Raw genomic sequence first — 16,511 nt, forward strand, 5'->3', positions numbered from 1 at the left:
CCGCAAGATAACGGGACGATATAATGAAATCGACAGTTCAGGTCGTTGAGGTCGGCCCTCGTGACGGACTGCAGAACGAGCGCGAGGTCATCGATACGTCCGCCAAGATCGCGCTGATCAACCGGTTGATCGACGCCGGGGCGCGCCGCATCGAGGTCGCGTCGTTCGTCAATCCGCGCCGGGTCCCGCAGATGGCCGACGGCGACGCGGTGATCGGCGCGCTCCCCGACCGCAAGGATGTCAGCTACATCGGCCTGTGCCTCAACCTGCGCGGCGTCGAGCGGGCGATCGCGTCGCGTGACGGCGGCGCGCGCGGCGTCGACGAAGCGGGCTGCGTCCTCGTCGCCAGCGATACCTTCGGGATCCGCAACCAGGGGCAGACGATCGTCGAAGGCATCGCTGCCAATCGCGACATGCTCGCGACCGCCACGCGGGCCGGTCTGGTGCCGCAGGTGACGATCTCGGCGGCGTTCGGCTGCCCGTTCGAGGGCGATGTCCCGGCGCAGCGCATCGTCGACCTCGCGAAAGCGATGGCGGAAGCCGGCGCGGTCGAAATCACGCTCGCCGATACGATCGGGGTCGGGGTACCGGCGCAGGTCGGCGACCTGTTCGGCGCGGTCGCCGCGGCGGTCCCAGGGATTCGGCTGCGCGCGCATTTCCACGACACGCGCGGTACGGGCATCGCCAACGCCTGGGCGGCGTACAATGCTGGGGTGCACGTCCTCGATGCGAGCGTCGGCGGCATCGGCGGCTGCCCGTTCGCACCCAAGGCGACCGGCAACATCGCGACCGAGGATTTGCTCTACATGCTCGACAACAGCGGTGTGAGCACCGGCGTCGACCTGCCCGCGATGATCGGGGTCAACCGCTGGTTCGCCGGTATTCTCGGGCGTGAACTGCCGTCGCGCGTCGCCCGGGCTGCGGCCTAAGCGAGCAGCGCCACGGCAGCGTCGCAGTCGATCACCTCAGCGTATTTCGCCTGGAGATCGAACAGGTTGGCGGTGTGCGGGCCGGGGTGGCGATCGGAACACGCGTCGCTGACGACGAACGGGGCGAAGCCGTGCTGGAGCGCGTCGAGCGCCGAGGCGCGGATGCACCCCGACGTCGAGAAGCCCGCGATCAACAGCGTGTCGATGCCCATGCCGGTCAGCGTCGAGGCGAGCGACGTGCCGAAGAACGCCGAGGCATATTGCTTGGTGATGACGAGGTCGTCGGGCTGCGGCGCGGCGTCAGGCGCGAACTGGCCCCACGGCGTTTCGGGGTCGAACACCCGCAGCACGGGGAGTTTGCGGTAGAACAGCCCGCCGTCGCGCCCGCCCGGATTGTGGACGACGCGGGTGAAGATCAGCGGCACCGCCGCCGCGCGCGCCGCTGCGATCAGCCGGGCGATTACCGGCACTGCCGCGACGAACGCGGGGTCGTACAGCGGCGACGCCGGGTCGAGATATGCGACGGCGACGTCGATGACGACGAGCGCGGGTTTCGCGCCGAACGGCAGATGATGCTCGAACGTCGCGGCGTACGACGCGCTGAGCGAGTCGTCTGCCATCAGATCGCGCCCGAGGCGGTGAGCGCGGCGAGGTCGCCATCGGTCAGCCCGAGCTCGCCATAGACCTCGGCATTGCTCTCGCCGACGCGGGTCGGGGCGGGCGTGCGCACCGTCGACGGCGTCCCGCTGAGCTTGGGGAAGCTGTTCTGCATCGTGATCTTGCCCCAGCGTTCGGTCTCGACCTCGACCAGCGCACCGCGCGCGGCGAAATGCGGGTCGGCGAGCATGTCAGGGGCGTGGTAGATCGTGCCGGCGGGGACGCTGTACCTCAGCATCGCTGCCTCGACCTCGGCGATCGTCCGGCTTTGCGTCCAGCCGGCAATGATCGTGTCGAGCTCGACCTGGCGGCTGCCGCGCGCGACGTGATCGACGAAGCGCGGGTCGGTGGCGAGTTCAGGCTGGCCCATCGCCGCACACAGCCGCGCAAACACCGCATCCTGGTTAGCGCCGATCAGATATTCGCCGTCATTGCACGGATAGACGTTCGACGGCGCGATGCCCGGCAGGACCGACCCCGACCGCTCGCGGATCGTCCCCGCCACCTGATATTCGGGGATCAGGCTCTCCATCACCTGAAGGACCGCCTCGTAGAGCGCGGAATCGACGATCTGGCCCTTGCCGGTGCGCTCGCGGGCATGCAGCGCGGCGAGCGCGCCCATGCAGCCGTAGGTCGCGGCGAGGCTGTCGCCGATCGACACCCCCATTCGCGACGGCGGGCGGTCGGCATCGCCGACGATCGCGCGCCACCCGCCCATCGCCTCGCCGATGCCACCGAAACCGGCGCGTTCGGCGTACGGCCCGGTCTGGCCGTAGCCCGAGACGCGCACGATGATCAGGCGCGGGTTGTCGGCCATCAGCACATCGGGGCCGATCCCCCATTTCTCTAGCGTGCCGGGCTTGAAATTCTCGATCAGGATGTCGGCGGTCGCGGCGAGGCGGCGGACGAGGTCCTGCCCCTCGGGGACGCGAAGGTTGGCGCTGACCGACTTCTTGTTGCGGCTGACGACTTCCCACCACAGCTTCGCGTCGCCGCGGCCCCAGTCGCGCATCGGGTCGCCGCCGCGCTTGCCGTTGGTTCCCGGCGGCTCGACCTTGATCACCTCGGCGCCCATGTCGCCGAGCAATTGCCCGCAGAACGGCCCGGCGATGAGCTGGCCGAGTTCGACGACGCGCAGTCCCGCGAGCGCCCCGGTGTTGGCTGGCGCGGTCATGCCGCCGCTCGCTCGGGCCGCCAGACCGGTGCACGCGGCGCGGGGAGGCCGGTCTCGGCGAGGCACGTCGCGCGCAACGTCTCGATGTCGGGGCCGCGATCGAACAGCGGCTGCTCGGCGGGGCGGGCGGCGCGCATCTCGGCGCGAAGTGCCTCGGTCGCCGGCGCGTCGCCGATAACGACACCGTAAGCCCGCGCTCCGGCGGTGGTGACGAGGCCCTCGCGGACCTCCTTCTCGACCAACGCCGGATCGCGCAGCAGCGGGTCGCCCCAACCGCCGCCGCCCCATGTGATGAAGTGCAGCCGGTCACCCGCACCGACGCGCAGGTCTTCGAGCTTGTTGCCGACGATCGTCTGGGTCCCGTCGGCGCGCTCGAGGATCTTGCGCGCGCGTGCCCCCGGCAGGCCGCCGTTGACGCCCCAAGGCGGGACAAACCAGCGGTCGTCGTGGATCGCGACGACGCCGGGCTCGAGGAAGCGGTAGGTCATGCGGATGCCGTTGCCGCCGCGGTGAAGCCCCGGGCCGCCGCTGTCCGCCTCGGTCTCGTAGCGGTCGATCAGCAGCGGGAAATAGCGCTCGAGGAACTCGTTCGGGACGTTGGTGAAGCCCGGCCAAAGCGAATGGCCGTCGGGGCCGTCGCCCATCGGTCGCCCGGGGATGCCGCCGAAGCCGATCTGGAACAGCTGGAACCAGTCACCGTTTGCGTCGACGCCCGAATAGAACAGGTGGGGCGACGACGAAAAACCGGCGGCGTTGAGAAACTCGGGCGTCCGCTGGCCGAGCAGCCCGCCGAGGATGTCGAAGATGCGCCCGAGCGCGTGCGTCCGCCCCGACAGCGCCGCCGGGAACTTCGGCTTGAGCAGCGAGCCTTCGGGAATCCGTACCTCGATCAGGTCGTAGAACCCGTCGTTGAACAGGATCGCCGGGTCGAAGACCATGATCATGTAGATGCCGAAGAACATCTTGAACATGTTCTCGTTAAGATAGAAATTGATCGACGCGTCCGACTGCGGGTCGGTCCCGGCGAAGTCGAGCACGACCTTGTCGCCGACGCGACGCATCGTGCACTTGATCCGGTACGGGCCGAAACCCATGCCGTCGTCGCAGATATAATCCTCGAAGCTAACCGGCTCCTCGCCGATCGACGACGCGATCAGCGCCTTCATCGCGCGGTGGTTGCGCGCGAGCAGTTCCTCGGTCGCGGCGACGTACAGGTCGTCGCCGAAGCGATCGCTTAGTTCGAGCACCCGCCGCGCCGCCACCCGGCACGATGCGATCAGCGCGTTGAGGTCGGCGCGGCACCAGTCCGGCTTGCGCGTCTGGTGCATGACCAGCGTGATCAGGTCCTCGTTATAGACGCCCTTGCGCCAGATCTTGACCGGCGGGATGCGGACGCCTTCCTCGAAGATCGAGTGCGCGTCGATCGGCATCGACCCCGCGACCTTGCCGCCGATATCGCTCTGGTGGCCGAACATCGCCGTCCAGCCGATCATCCGCCCCGTCTTGTAAACCGGCAGCAGCACCAGCCAGTCGTTGCTGTGGCTGATCGCGCCCTCGACCGAATAGGGATCTGACAGGAAGAACATGTCGCCGTCCTCGACCGTCCCGGCATAGCCGTCGAGGAAGCCGCCGATGAAGCTGCCAAACTGGCCGACGATCATCCGACCGGCGCGGTCGGCGATCAGCGGGAAGCTGTCGCCTTGCTCGCGGATGCCCGGCGACATCGCGGTGCGGACGAGCGTCGCGTCCATCTCGACACGTGCGTTGCGCAACGCGTTCTCGACGATGTCGAGCGTCACGGGGTCGATCTTGACCGGCGCGAACGGCGCGGAATTGGTCTCGATGATCGTCGCGGGCATCAGATTTTCCCTTCGCGCGGGCGGATGAGGATATTGCCGACGGGGTCGACGGTGCCGTCGTGACCGGCCTCGATCAGCGTCGTCGAGTCCATCTCGACGACGACCGCGGGACCGGCGACGATGTCACCGGCGCGGAGGCGGGAGCGGTCGTAGATCGCCGCGGGCTGCATCCGCCCGTCCATCCACAGCTCGTGATCGCGGACCTTCGCCGCCGCCGGGGAGCCGTCGCCGACCGGCAGTCGCACGGCCGGGAGGTCGAGCGGGCGCCCGAGCGCGACCGCGCGCAGGTTCACGATCTCGTGCGGGCTCGCCATGTTGAAGGTGAACAGGCGGCGGTGTTCCTCGTCGAACCGCGCGAGCAGCCCGGCGATGCCGTCTGACCGCAGGACGTCGGGGGTGATCGTCATCGGCACCTCGAACGCCTGGCCTTCGTAGCGGACGTCGATCTCGTACAGCGAGGTGATCTCGTCGGCGGGGACCAGTTCAGCGACGAGTTCGGCGACCGTCGACGTCGCCATCCCATCGAGCGCAGCGATCAATTCGGCCTCGCTGGTGTCGCGGGCAAGACGGGCGAACGACCGTGCCGATTCGGTCCGCATCAGCGTCGTCGCATCGCCGAGCGCGCACAGCACCCCGGGCGATACCGGCGACACCGCGGGCCAGCTGCCCATCAGCCGGGCGATCGCGTTGATATGGAGCGGACCGGCGCCGCCAAACCCCATCAGGGCGAAATCGCGCGGGTCGTAGCCCTGCTGGACCGAGATCATCCGCAGCGCGCCGAACATGTTCTCGTTGACGATGTCGATGATCCCGCGCGCGGCGGCCATCAGGTCGATCCCCATCGCGTCGGCGATCGTCTGGACTGCCGCCGTCGCCGCCGCGCGGTCGAGGCGGAAGCTGCCGCCGAGCAGATTCTCGGGGAGGTAGCCGAGGACGACATTCGCGTCGGTCACCGTCGGCAACACGCCGCCCTTGCCGTATGCCGCCGGTCCGGGCACCGCCCCCGCCGACTGCGGGCCGACACGCAGCGCGCGGGTGAGTTCGGGGACGCTGGCGATCGAGTCGCCGCCCGCGCCGACCGTCTTGACGTCGAGCGACGACGCGCGGACCGACAGATGCCCGACCTCGGTGGTGCGCGTTCGCCGCGGTTCGAGGTTTTCGATCAACGCGACATCGGTCGAGGTGCCGCCGACGTCGAGCGTCAGGATGTTGCTCAAGCCAGCGTTGCGCCCGACCCACAACGCCCCGGCGACGCCCCCCGCCGGGCCCGACATCAACAGCGATACCGGATGCTCCTCGGCCTTTTCCGAACTCATCAGCCCGCCGTCGGAGCGAAGCAGCGCGATGCGTCCGGTCATCCCGGCTTCGCGCAGCTTGGCACGCAGCGCGCGGACGTAGCGGCCGACGACCGGGCGGACCGCGGCGTTGGCGACGGTTGTCAGCGTCCGCTCGTATTCCTGCATCTCGGGGAGGACGACGTGGCTCAGCGAGACCGGGGTATCGGGCAGGATCTCGGCGGCGAGCGCGCCGATCCGGTCTTCGTGGCCGCCGTCGAGATACGCGTTCATCAGCGACACCGTCACCGCCTCGACGCCACGACCGCGCAGGGTCTCGAGCGCAGCGCGGACCTCGGCGTCATTCATCGGCTCGACCTCGCGGCCGCGGCCGTCGATGCGGCCGCCGACCTCGACGGTGTCCTCGAGCGCCGCGAGCGGGACCGGCTTTGGCCAGATAATCCACCCGGCGAGGCCGCCGGGGACGAAGCTGCGCGCGATCTGCATCACCTGGCGGTAGCCGCGCGTCACCACGAGCCCGACCCGCGCGCCTTTGCCTTCGAGCACCGCGTTGGTCGCGACGGTCGTGCCCTGGAACAGCGTGGCGACGTCGGCGGGGGCGATGCCGGCCTCGGCGCAAATCGCGTGAACCCCGATCAGGATGCCGATCGAGCTGTCGGCGGGGGTCGACGGCGTCTTGTGACGCCAGAAACCGCCCGTCGCTTCATCGAGCAACAGCAGGTCGGTGAAGGTGCCGCCGACGTCGATGCCGAGCCGATAAGCCATATGATTTATCCCAGTTTGTATACATTCCTATGTTGATGACGCGGGCGGGGTCAAGCGTCCACGACGGAACGCATCGTGATAAGTGTGGAAAGCCCGGCGGATATGCGCGGTCATCACCGCCTTTGCCCATTCGCCGTCGGCGCGGCGGAAGGCGACGATCAGCTCATCATGCTCGGCGTGCGATCGCTCGACCGCCTCGCGGTCGTATTGCCGGGCGGTGCGCAGGACGATTGGTTGCTCGACGACGGTCGCCAGCATCGCCGCGAGGCGATCGGATCCGGCGGCGGCGATGACGACGTCGTGGAATGCACGGTTATGTTCGACGAACGCCGCGGCATCGACCGCCTGGCCGCTCAGCGTGCCGACGATTGCGCCATTATGCAGGGCGAGAGCGTCGAGTTCGGCCGGGGTGATCCGCGTCGCTGCGCGCTCGGCGGCATGACCCTCGAGCATCGTCCGCAGCGCAAAGCCTTCGGCGATGTCGTCTTCGGACAGCGTCGCGACGAAACTGCGCTGCGTCCCCGAGCGGAGGATGAAGCGCTCGCTTTCGAGCCGCTGCAACGCCTCGCGCACGGGTGTCCGCGACACGCCGCTCGCCGCGGCCAGTGCCTCCTCGCGGAGTTGCGCGCCGGGTTCGAGCGCGCCCGACAGGATTTCGCCGCGGATGAAGCGGTAGGCATTTTCGGAAGCCTTGGACATGACCCTCTTTCGCGCCGTGACAAGGCCATGACAAGGGGCTTGACGCTGCCGTAATGTATACAATAGCTTTGCTTCAGGGAATAAACGGCACGACACCGCTGACACGGCGGGCGGCCGGCAGCCGGCGGCATTTGCCACCGCAACAGGGGTCGAGACATGGGCAAGCGCCGCTATTTATTGTTGGTTGGAACGGCATCGCTGCTCGCGGTCCCGGCGGGAGCGCAGTCGGTCGTCGCCGAGACGCCTGCCGCCGCCGATACCACGGCGCTCGCCGACAGCGGCGACATCATCGTCACCGCGCGCCGGGTCAACGAGTCGCTCGGCAACGTCCCGGCGTCGATCACCGCGTTCTCCGCCGCAACGATCGCCACCAAGGACATCCAGCGCGCCGCCGATTTCGTCAAGCTGACCCCCGGCGTGACGATCGTCACGTCGACCGGCGATGCGGGCGACACCCAGATCAACATTCGCGGCATCAATGGCGCGCGCGACGCCGAAAGCTCGGTTGCGCTCGTCGTCGACGGCATCCTCAAGACGAACACCGCCGATCTCAACCAGAATTTCGGGACGCTGCGCCAGATCGAGGTGCTCAAGGGCCCGCAGGGCGCGCTCTATGGGCGCAACGCCGCCGCCGGCGCGATCATCATCCAGACGGTCAAGCCCGGCGACACCTTCGAAGGCGAAGCGCGGACGAGCATCGCCAACGACAACACCTACACCGCCAACGCCTATGTCGCGGGACCGGTATCGGACAAGATCGGCGTCGTGCTGTCGGGCTCGTATGCGACAACCGATGGATTTTATACGAACACGCTGCTTAAGAGCAAAACCGTCGACGACCAGCGCAGCTTTGGGATCGACGGGCGCGTCATCGCCAAGATCGGTGACAGCACGACGCTCGACGCGAAAGCGCGCTACGGCGAGCTCCACGGTGCATCGATTAATTTCAACTCGGACTTCCTCCTGCCCAATTTCGCCGCGTCGAATGCGGCGTTCTATGAGGACGTCAACAAGCATCCGTTCAACTATTACAGCAACATCCGGCCGACGAACGATCAGCAGACGGTCGAGGCATCGCTCAAGCTCGACCATGATTTCGGCGGCATGGCGCTGACCGTCTGGGGCCAGTTCAGCGACATCAGCAACAAGCTCACCGCCGATGGCACGTCGGCCGATTTCGCGCGCTATATCTCGGCGGCGCAGCCCGCGGGGAATGCGACGGTCAACGCCTGCTTCGCCTCGACTGCGGCGCTGACCGGCTACACCGTCAACCAGCCGGATTCGATCGGCAAGATCCCGGTGCCGTTCATCTTCGCACCGGCGACCGGCTCGACCTTCGGCGCGTATTCGCCGACGACGTGCGACGGGACGCAATTCCAGCGGCGCGACCAGACCGATTATTCGACCGAAATTCGCCTCGCCTCGACGGGTGACGGCCCGCTCAGCTGGCAGGCCGGGGCGTATTACCTCCACGTCGACCGCCATGTCGGCGTTAGCCTCGGCGGTGATACCGGGGCCGGGGTCATCCAGCAGTTGTACAACGCGCCGGGGTCGGCCAATCCGACGTCGCAGCTGTTCGACGACAAGTTGCGCACCAACGTCTACGCCGCGTTCGGCTCGGTCGATTACAAGCCGACCCCGCGCATCGACCTCAGCGTCGCGCTGCGCTACGATATCGAGGAGCGGCACGACCACAACCTCGTGCCGCTGGCGACCGATCCGTTCACCGGCAGCCCGATCAATCCCGGCCAGACCAACGGCGCGATCCCCGACCAGCAGAAGACCTTTCGCCAGTTCGAGCCGAAGGTCAGCGTGCGTTACGAAATCCTGCCACGGACAAACCTGTACGCGAACTACGGCGTCGGCTTCAAATCGGGCGGGTTCAACAACGCCGGCTCGGCGGCGATCGTCCAGCAGAACTTCGTCCAGGCGCTTGGGGCGAACGTCAAGATCGACGACCAGTATCGCAAGGAAAAGTCGGACGCGTTCGAGGCCGGCATCAAGGGCCGCGTCGGGCCGTTTACCTACAACCTCGCGGGCTATTACACCCAGGTCCACGACATGCAGTTCTTCGAGTTCTTCGTCGGCTCGTTCGGCTTGCTCCGCGTCGTCTCGAACATCGACCGTGTCGACCTGACCGGAGTCGAAGGAAGCGCGAACGTCACGATCGTCAAGGGCTGGACGCTCGACGGCGCCTTCAACTACACCGACTCGAAGATCAAGAAGAACAGCTCGCGGCCCGACACCGTCGGCAACGAGTCGCCGTACACCGCGAAGTACACGATCAATGCGGGGACGCAGGTTCTCGAGCCGCTGACCGACAAGATCGACGGCCTGTTCCGCCTCGACTACCGCCTGACCGGGCCGACGTGGTTCTCGACCGTCCAGAACCAGGTCGAGCCGACGCTGTTCAGCGGGCTGCTGCCGATCTCGGCGCTGGCGCTGCCCGCGTTCGTCGGCAACGCCAACTTCGTCCGGTCACGCCGCGATGCGTTCGGCGTGTTCGACGTCCGCGCCGGCATCCAGGGCGGACGCTGGAAGGCGATCCTGTTCTCCGACAACGTGCTCGACAAGAAGTACCTCGCCGAAGTCATCCCGGCGATCGAGTTCGGGGGCGCCTTCATCTCGCCGGGCGCGCGCCGCCGCTTCGGGATTGAGTTGGGGTATAAGTTCTAGGGAAGGGTGTCCCGGCAAATTCGCTGTCCTACAGGGGCGGGGAGGGAGTAAGTTTAACGCTACGAGTCGGGGCCGCCGGGCCCCGGCACTGCGCTCTTTCTCATTGTTGGTCGCCGTCACGCAGCCCCGGATTGGGCCCGGTCGACCTGCGCAAACGAAAGCGGCGCGCAGGCGGGGCGGAAGTCAGGCGAAATCGATGTTCAAAACCGTGAACTTCGTGTGACCTTTGACCCGCGAGAACGAGCGAAGTCCGCGCGTTTAGTCGTTCAGAAACGCCGCGAACTGCTCCTTCCAGGCCGGGTGCCAACGCGACAAAGCAGGGCGGTTCTCGATGATGTCGCCTGCCGCCCAGGCGATGCGCTTCGCGTCCTGCTCCGGGGTCGTCTCGTTGTCGGGGCAGACAATATAGAAGTCGCCGCGTGCGACGCGCTCGAGCATTAGGTCGACGACCTGCTCGGGCGACCATGCACCCGCTGGCCTCTCGACCGGACGGCCACGGGTCATCCCGGTGTGGGTGAAGCCCGGGATCAGCAGGTGCGCCGTGACACGGTCGCCGGCGCGCTCGCGGAGCGAATGCGCGAGCCCCTCGGTCAGCGCCTTCACGCCCGCCTTGCTGACGTTATACGCGGTGTTGCCGGGCGGATGGGTGATGCCCTGCTTCGACCCGGTGTTGATGACCAGACCCGGGCCGCCGTGACCCAGCATTTCCGGCACGAACGCCTGCACGCCGTGGACCACGCCCATCAGGTTGACCCCGATCACCTCGTCCCACGCCGCCGGGTCGGCAAAGACATCGCCGCCCGATCCGACCCCGGCGTTGTTCATCAGCACCGACACCGGGCCGTGACGCTCGACGATCGTCCGCGCGAGATCGGCGATGGCGGAGCGGTCGGCGACGTCGGTGGCGAAAGCGACCGCGCCGTCGATCGACGCGGTCGCATTGTCGAGCGTCTCGCCAGCGCGGTCGAGCATCGCGACGCGCATTCCCCCCGCAGCGAACGCCTGCGCCGCCGCAAGCCCGATTCCGCTGGCAGCCCCGGTGACGACCGCGAGATTACCCGGCGCGATCGCTGCGAACGAGGGTGCGCTCACTGGTCGATCGCCGCCATCGACGCGGCGGGATAACGCGTCCCCGTCGCCATGCCGGGAGGCAGCACCGCGTCGATCCGGCGGAGGTCGGCAGCGTCGAGCTTTACCTCAAGCGCGCCGAGATTATCCTCGAGGTACGTGCGGCGCTTGGTGCCGGGGATCGGGACGATATCGTCGCCCTGCGCCAGCACCCACGCCAGCGCAAGCTGTGCCGGGGAGCAGCCCTTGTCGGCGGCGATCGCTTCGACTGCAGCAAGGAGCTTAAGGTTCTTGGCAAAGGCGTCGCCCTGAAACCGCGGATGATTGCGGCGGCTATCGTCCGCGGCGAGGTCGTCGGGGCTGGTGAATTGGCCGGTGAGGAAGCCGCGGCCGAGCGGGCTGTACGGCACGAAGCCGATGCCGAGTTCGCGCACCGTCGGCAGGATCTCGCTCTCCGGATCGCGCGTCCACAGCGAGTATTCGGTCTGAAGCGCGGTGATCGGGTGGACCGCGTGGGCGCGACGGATCGTGGCGGGGGAGGCTTCGGACAGCCCGAGATACCTGACTTTTCCGGCAGTTACGAGGTCGGCCATCGCGCCGACCGTCTCCTCGATCGGGACATTGGGGTCGACGCGGTGCTGGTAGTACAGGTCGATGACGTCGAGGCCGAGGCGCTTGAGACTGGCATCGCACGCCTGCCGCACATAGTCCGCACTGCCGTTCACCCCGCGATAGCTCCCGTCCGCACCGCGCACGTTGCCGAACTTGGTGGCGACGACGACCCACTCGCGGCGTTGGCGAACGACGCGGCCGATGAGTTCCTCGTTCGCCCCGACGCCGTACATGTCGGCGGTGTCGAGGAAGGTCACGCCAAGGTCGAGCGCGCGGTTGATCGTCGCCACCGACTCCGCCTCGTCGCGGCTTCCGTAGAAGTCGGACATGCCCATGCACCCTAGGCCGAGCGCGGAGACTTCAAGGCCCTGGCGGCCGAGCTTGCGGGTGTCCATCATGTCTCTCCTGTCGGGTCGATTGCGCGCAGCCGACGCCAATCGGGCGCCGCAGTGTCGGGGTGATGCGCCCGCACAACCCGCGATGCACCCCATGTATCCGCTGCCCGCCCGAGACGAGTCCCTATGCGGTCATCAAATCCATGAGCACGCGTCGGACCTGCGCGTGATCGGTCAGGTCACCCATCAGGAACAGTCGCTTGTCGGCGGCCTGGCAGATCAAGGTTGGGGTGACGATGATGCCGTCGGTAATTGCCCGCCTGGGCTGCGAGAAGACATCGATAATCTCGAGTTCGGGCGGGGTGGTGCCGAGGTCGAGGCCATCGAGGATGAGCGACAGATTATGCTCCGCACGGACCGAATTGGGCGTCGATCGCGCGACATACAGCCGCAAGCGCAGGACCGCCCCGCTCGACGGAGTTTCGACGAGGTCCACCTCAGCCGTTCCCACTGGAAGCGGACCCCAAAATCTCTTCGGCGGTCGGAATGTCGTCCTTGACGCGCCTGAGGTCGAGCCGGTCGCGTGTGGCGGCGCGGCCGACCTCGAGCCGGCTCGCCTCGTCTACATTCGACAGGTCGGCCTCGCGCTGTTTCCAGCCAAGTTCGAGCGTCGCTGCTTCGACCTTGGACCGCGCTTCGGACAATTCGCGTTCGAGCGTCACGTGCAGCCGGCCTGCGGCAATCTCGTCGAGGACATGGAGCCGCTCGACTTCGGCCTCCTTCTGGGCGCGGGCGCTTCCCATCAGCACCTCGCCCTCGGCGACATAGACGTCGACCAGGTCGATACCCGACGCCCCAAGAACAAGCTCGCGGACCTGATTCGAGTGACCGGTGCCGCGTGACTTGATGATCGTCACGGCGCGGTTGCGCTCGCCGTCGCGCGCCACATACGACACGTGCAGCCACGTGTCGGCGATCGTCGATATCGTGCTCGCCGACAGCTCGACGTTGCCGCTGACCTGGTCGAGCAGCGAGGTGCAGACGACGGTCGTTCCGCGCGACTTGGCCATGTTGAGCAAGTCTTCGCAGATCATCGCCGAGAACGGATAATCGGCCTTCATCAACGCGGAAATCGGGTCGATCACGAGGCAGTCGGGTCGTCCCGCATCCATCATGTCACGGATCTGGATGAGATGTTCTTCAGGGCTGACCCCGGCTGACACGAACGACGCGACGGTGAGCAGGCCGGCATCGACGAACGGAGCCAGGTCGATGCCGATCGAAACCATGTTGGCGACGATCTGCTCGGCGCCCTCGTCGAAGCTCACCAGCAGGACGCGATCGCCGCGCCCACACGCCGCAGCGGCGAAGCTGACGCCAAGACTGGTCTTCGATGTTCCGGGCGAGCCCGATATCAAGACGCTGTTGCCGCGCAGGTAACCGCCGTTCAACAGCGCATCGAGCCGCGCGATGCCGGTCGAAACCCGATCGGCAAACGTCGGGTAACCGATGCGCTCGCTCTTGATCGCGATGACGTTGATGCCCGAAGCGCCGATCACGATCGGCACGGGGTTGGCAGCGAAGCCTGATCCGCGATATTTGCCGATGCGGATCGTCCGCGACGAGCCGGTCGCGGTCACCGTCTCGGCGAGAATGATCAGGCAGTCGGTCATATATTGCAGAAAATCGGCGCGGACCTGCTCGCGGTCGCGCGTGCCGAAGGTCTTCACGGTCACGATGGCGGAAATCTCCATCTTCCGGATCCACGCGTCTAGACGCAGGAGTTCGGTTCGCTCGAGCTGCTCGTCATGCAGGCTGCTGAGCAGCATATCGATGCCGTCGAACACGATGTTGCGCGCGCCGGTCTCCTCCGTGAGCGCCGTCAGCACCGCAAGCAGCCCCTTGAGGTCGAACGCCCCCGTCATCACCGCATCTTCGGGCACCCGGGCGTCGACGAGGTGAAACCGCGTTGTTTCAGGCGGCTCAGCGAGCGGATTGGCGGCCCATTCGAACAATGCGACGTTCGCCCTGATCTGCGCGATCGGCTCCTCGAACGTCACGAAGATGCACGGCTCGCCAAGCTTGGTCAGTCGATTGACCATCGTCTGGATCGCGAACACGGTCTTTCCGGCCCCCGGGGCACCGACGATCGCGGTCAACCGGCCCCGCGGCAGGCCGCCGCGACTGATCTGGTCGAAGCCCTCGATGCCGGTGGGCGCTTTCGGGATCGCAATGCCGTGCGATGCCGGCGGCGCATTGGCGGTGGATGCCGGAACTTTCATCGACGATGCGTTCCCGTGTGTTGGGCGGTTGAATGACGATCGGGCGCACGCAGCGGCAGGCGTGCTTCATTCATCAGCAACCACGCAAAATCCTCGGCGACAAGCGGAATGCTGAATAAATAGCCTTGTCCGATCTCGCAGCCTTCGCGCGCGAGGAACGCGCGCTGGGTCTCGGTTTCGATCCCTTCGGCAACGAAGCCGATCCCCATACTCCGTGCGAGCGAGATGACCGCCCGGATGATCAGCGCATCGGTCGACCCGAGGACGAGCTTGCGAACGAACATCTGGTCGATCTTGAGCTTGTCGACCTTGAAATCGCGCAGATACCGGAAGGTCGCGTGGCCACTGCCGAAGTCGTCGATGGCGATCGTGAAGCCCATCTTCCTCAGCGCGGTCAACGCCGCAACGACGAGGGGCGACGGCTCGATCAGCAGACCCTCGGTCATCTCGATCTCGAAATCGGCCGCGTTTGCACCCGTGGATCGTAATGCGCTTTTGACGATCGAGATGAAGTCGGGGTCGAGCAACTGCGACCCCGAGACGTTGATCGCGATCGGCGGCGTCGTCAAACCTTCGGCCTGCCACCGCTGGCGCTGTCGCATCGCCTGCTCGATCACCCAGCGGCCCAGCGGCATCATCAGCCCCGACGCCTCGGCGAGTGGAATGAACAGGTCGGGGCGCTGGACGCCGAGAACCGGATGATTCCACCGCACCAGCGCCTCCGCCGAAACGATCCGACCCGACCTGAGATCGACGAGCGGCTGGTAATGCAGCTCGAGTTCATCCTTGGCGATCGCCTGCTCGAGTGACTGGGCAAGGAGCGCGCGGTTCTGGAAGCGGTCATCGCGTTCGCGCGTGTAGAGAGTATGGGCGTTGCGGCCTTCCTGCCTCGACCAGCGCAGGGCAAGTTCGGCGCGCATGATCAGTTCGCTGGCGAGATCGTCGGCTGCCGGCGCGCCGGGTTCGGCGTCCGGGCTCAACGCCGCGCCGAGTCCAGTCTCGATCGTCATCTGATGCGCGCCGACGTAGAACGGGCGGGCGAGGGCCTCGGTCGCGGAAATGGCGAGCGACGACAGCGATGCCTCGTCGACGCATTCAGGCACCATGATTGCAAACTCGTCGCCCGCGAGGCGGGTCGTAACCCCGGCGACGGTTTCCGCGATTTCGGCGACGCGTCGCGCGGTCTCGCACAGGATCTCGTCGCCCATATGTTGTCCGAGCGCGTCGCTGATGTCGCCAAAGGCTTCGATGCCGACGCAAAGAACCGCGCATCGCTTCGGCCGGTTGCCATCGTTGTCGAGCTGCCGGGCAAGCGCCTGCCGCCACGCATTTCGCGTCAGTAGCCCCGTTAGCGGATCACGCAGCGCATGGTTGGCGATCTCCGACTCCCAGCGCTTTTCGGCGCTGATCTCCATGGCAAGGCCGTCCCAGATGATATCGCCGTTGGCCATGCGTCGCGGCGGTGCGTCGCTCCGCAACCAGTGGACGGCACCGTCGGCCGCGATCAGCCTGAACTCCTCGCGGAAGATCGTCATCCGTGCGGCCGAGTCGCGGACCGCTGCAACCAGCGCGTCGAGGTCGTCGGGATGGACGTGATCGTAGAAGGTGCGTGCAGCCTCACCGCCTTCGATACCGAGCACGTTGTAGATCGAGGGGCTGCAATAGACGATTTCGATTGACCCATCGGTCCGCATCACACGCCGGTAGATGTATCCCGTCAGCCGGTCGGCAATACTGGCGAGCCGCGCCTCGGCGTCCGCCTTATCCTCGGAGGCACGCCGCGCGGCGTCCGCCAGTTGCTGGATCCCGATGTATCCGGTGATCTTTCCGGCGGGATCGCGGATGGGATCGATCGTGACGTCGTTCCAGAACGTCGTGCCGTCCTTACGGTAGTTGAGGATTTCACGGCGGATGCTTCGGCCCGCCGCGAGCGCCGCACCGATGTCGGCGCGCACCGCAGGATCGGACTCGGGGCCGTTAAGAAACCGGCAATTGCGCCCGACGACCTCGTCCATCGTGTACCCGCACAGGTCGGTGAAGGCGGAATTGACATAGACGATCGGGTTGTCGGGGAGATCGGCACTCGTGACGATCAGCGGTCGCGATATCGCGGCAAGCGCCCGGCCGCTGTCTTCGGTCGTAAGCGAATTCATATGACGC

General features: G+C 66.7%; 12 protein-coding genes. 2 read left to right on the plus strand and 10 right to left on the minus strand.

Annotated elements, in window-relative coordinates:
• The first annotated feature begins 23 nt into the window (after window positions 1-23).
• Entirely contained in the window at window positions 24-929 is a 906-nt protein-coding gene (locus tag KTC28_RS11210; RefSeq protein ID WP_216710702.1) for a hydroxymethylglutaryl-CoA lyase, read from the plus strand.
• Here KTC28_RS11210 and KTC28_RS11215 read toward each other — a convergent pair.
• Genes KTC28_RS11215 through KTC28_RS11235 form a run of 5 tightly spaced genes read right to left on the minus strand, consistent with a single transcriptional unit; the run spans window position 926 to window position 7,378 of the window.
• On the minus strand, window positions 926-1,549 hold the full coding sequence (locus KTC28_RS11215; RefSeq protein ID WP_216710701.1) for an isochorismatase family protein: 624 nt from the start codon (window positions 1,547-1,549) through the stop codon (window positions 926-928). The two genes, KTC28_RS11210 and KTC28_RS11215, sit on opposite strands and share 4 nt — an antisense overlap.
• Window positions 1,549-2,760 (minus strand): CaiB/BaiF CoA transferase family protein, encoded by a 1,212-nt coding sequence (locus tag KTC28_RS11220; RefSeq protein WP_216710700.1) that lies wholly within the window; start codon window positions 2,758-2,760, stop codon window positions 1,549-1,551. The genes KTC28_RS11215 and KTC28_RS11220 overlap by 1 nt, the downstream gene beginning before the upstream one ends.
• Window positions 2,757-4,619, minus strand: a complete 1,863-nt coding sequence (locus tag KTC28_RS11225; RefSeq protein ID WP_216710699.1) for a hydantoinase B/oxoprolinase family protein — start codon at window positions 4,617-4,619, stop codon at window positions 2,757-2,759. Before KTC28_RS11225 ends, KTC28_RS11220 begins: the two co-directional genes overlap by 4 nt.
• Entirely contained in the window at window positions 4,619-6,679 is a 2,061-nt protein-coding gene (locus tag KTC28_RS11230; protein ID WP_216710698.1) for a hydantoinase/oxoprolinase family protein, read from the minus strand. Before KTC28_RS11230 ends, KTC28_RS11225 begins: the two co-directional genes overlap by 1 nt.
• 27 nt (window positions 6,680-6,706) lie before the next feature.
• On the minus strand, window positions 6,707-7,378 hold the full coding sequence (locus KTC28_RS11235; RefSeq protein WP_216710697.1) for a GntR family transcriptional regulator: 672 nt from the start codon (window positions 7,376-7,378) through the stop codon (window positions 6,707-6,709).
• A 156-nt stretch (window positions 7,379-7,534) separates the two neighbouring features.
• Between KTC28_RS11235 and KTC28_RS11240 the strand changes: the two genes are divergently transcribed.
• The gene (locus KTC28_RS11240; protein WP_216710696.1) at window positions 7,535-10,054 is read left to right on the plus strand and encodes a TonB-dependent receptor; all 2,520 of its coding nucleotides are present in this window, start codon (window positions 7,535-7,537) and stop codon (window positions 10,052-10,054) included.
• 258 nt (window positions 10,055-10,312) lie between these two features.
• Here KTC28_RS11240 and KTC28_RS11245 read toward each other — a convergent pair whose 3' ends face one another.
• From KTC28_RS11245 to KTC28_RS11265, 5 genes are all read right to left on the minus strand, one after another.
• Complete coding sequence (locus KTC28_RS11245) at window positions 10,313-11,146, minus strand: SDR family NAD(P)-dependent oxidoreductase (RefSeq protein WP_216710695.1); 834 nt, start codon at window positions 11,144-11,146, stop codon at window positions 10,313-10,315.
• Window positions 11,143-12,129, minus strand: coding sequence for an aldo/keto reductase (locus KTC28_RS11250; protein WP_216710694.1), 987 nt, complete (start codon window positions 12,127-12,129; stop codon window positions 11,143-11,145). Before KTC28_RS11250 ends, KTC28_RS11245 begins: the two co-directional genes overlap by 4 nt.
• A 124-nt stretch (window positions 12,130-12,253) precedes the next feature.
• On the minus strand, window positions 12,254-12,565 hold the full coding sequence (locus KTC28_RS11255) for a circadian clock KaiB family protein (RefSeq protein ID WP_216710693.1): 312 nt from the start codon (window positions 12,563-12,565) through the stop codon (window positions 12,254-12,256).
• A gap of 1 nt (window position 12,566) precedes the next feature.
• Window positions 12,567-14,351, minus strand: coding sequence for a circadian clock protein KaiC (gene kaiC, locus KTC28_RS11260; protein WP_216710692.1), 1,785 nt, complete (start codon window positions 14,349-14,351; stop codon window positions 12,567-12,569).
• Window positions 14,348-16,504 carry a putative bifunctional diguanylate cyclase/phosphodiesterase gene (locus KTC28_RS11265; RefSeq protein WP_216710691.1) on the minus strand — a complete coding sequence of 719 codons (2,157 nt, stop codon included), beginning with the start codon at window positions 16,502-16,504 and terminating at the stop codon, window positions 14,348-14,350. The genes kaiC and KTC28_RS11265 overlap by 4 nt, the downstream gene beginning before the upstream one ends.
• Window positions 16,505-16,511 lie beyond the last annotated feature (7 nt).

This window comes from Polymorphobacter megasporae, from assembly GCF_018982885.2.
Taxonomy (GTDB): Bacteria; Pseudomonadota; Alphaproteobacteria; order Sphingomonadales; family Sphingomonadaceae; genus Polymorphobacter_B; species Polymorphobacter_B megasporae.

What these genes read in the sequence shown, in the direction of transcription:
- kaiC (WP_216710692.1), bottom strand. Translation starts at nt 14,351, where the DNA reads ATGAAAGTTCCGGCATCCACCGCCAATGCGCCGCCGGCATCGCACGGC.
- KTC28_RS11265 (WP_216710691.1), bottom strand. Translation starts at nt 16,504, where the DNA reads ATGAATTCGCTTACGACCGAAGACAGCGGCCGGGCGCTTGCCGCGATA.
- KTC28_RS11235 (WP_216710697.1), bottom strand. Translation starts at nt 7,378, where the DNA reads ATGTCCAAGGCTTCCGAAAATGCCTACCGCTTCATCCGCGGCGAAATC.
- KTC28_RS11225 (WP_216710699.1), bottom strand. Translation starts at nt 4,619, where the DNA reads ATGCCCGCGACGATCATCGAGACCAATTCCGCGCCGTTCGCGCCGGTC.
- KTC28_RS11230 (WP_216710698.1), bottom strand. Translation starts at nt 6,679, where the DNA reads ATGGCTTATCGGCTCGGCATCGACGTCGGCGGCACCTTCACCGACCTG.
- KTC28_RS11250 (WP_216710694.1), bottom strand. Translation starts at nt 12,129, where the DNA reads ATGGACACCCGCAAGCTCGGCCGCCAGGGCCTTGAAGTCTCCGCGCTC.
- KTC28_RS11215 (WP_216710701.1), bottom strand. Translation starts at nt 1,549, where the DNA reads ATGGCAGACGACTCGCTCAGCGCGTCGTACGCCGCGACGTTCGAGCAT.
- KTC28_RS11240 (WP_216710696.1), top strand. Translation starts at nt 7,535, where the DNA reads ATGGGCAAGCGCCGCTATTTATTGTTGGTTGGAACGGCATCGCTGCTC.
- KTC28_RS11220 (WP_216710700.1), bottom strand. Translation starts at nt 2,760, where the DNA reads ATGACCGCGCCAGCCAACACCGGGGCGCTCGCGGGACTGCGCGTCGTC.
- KTC28_RS11210 (WP_216710702.1), top strand. Translation starts at nt 24, where the DNA reads ATGAAATCGACAGTTCAGGTCGTTGAGGTCGGCCCTCGTGACGGACTG.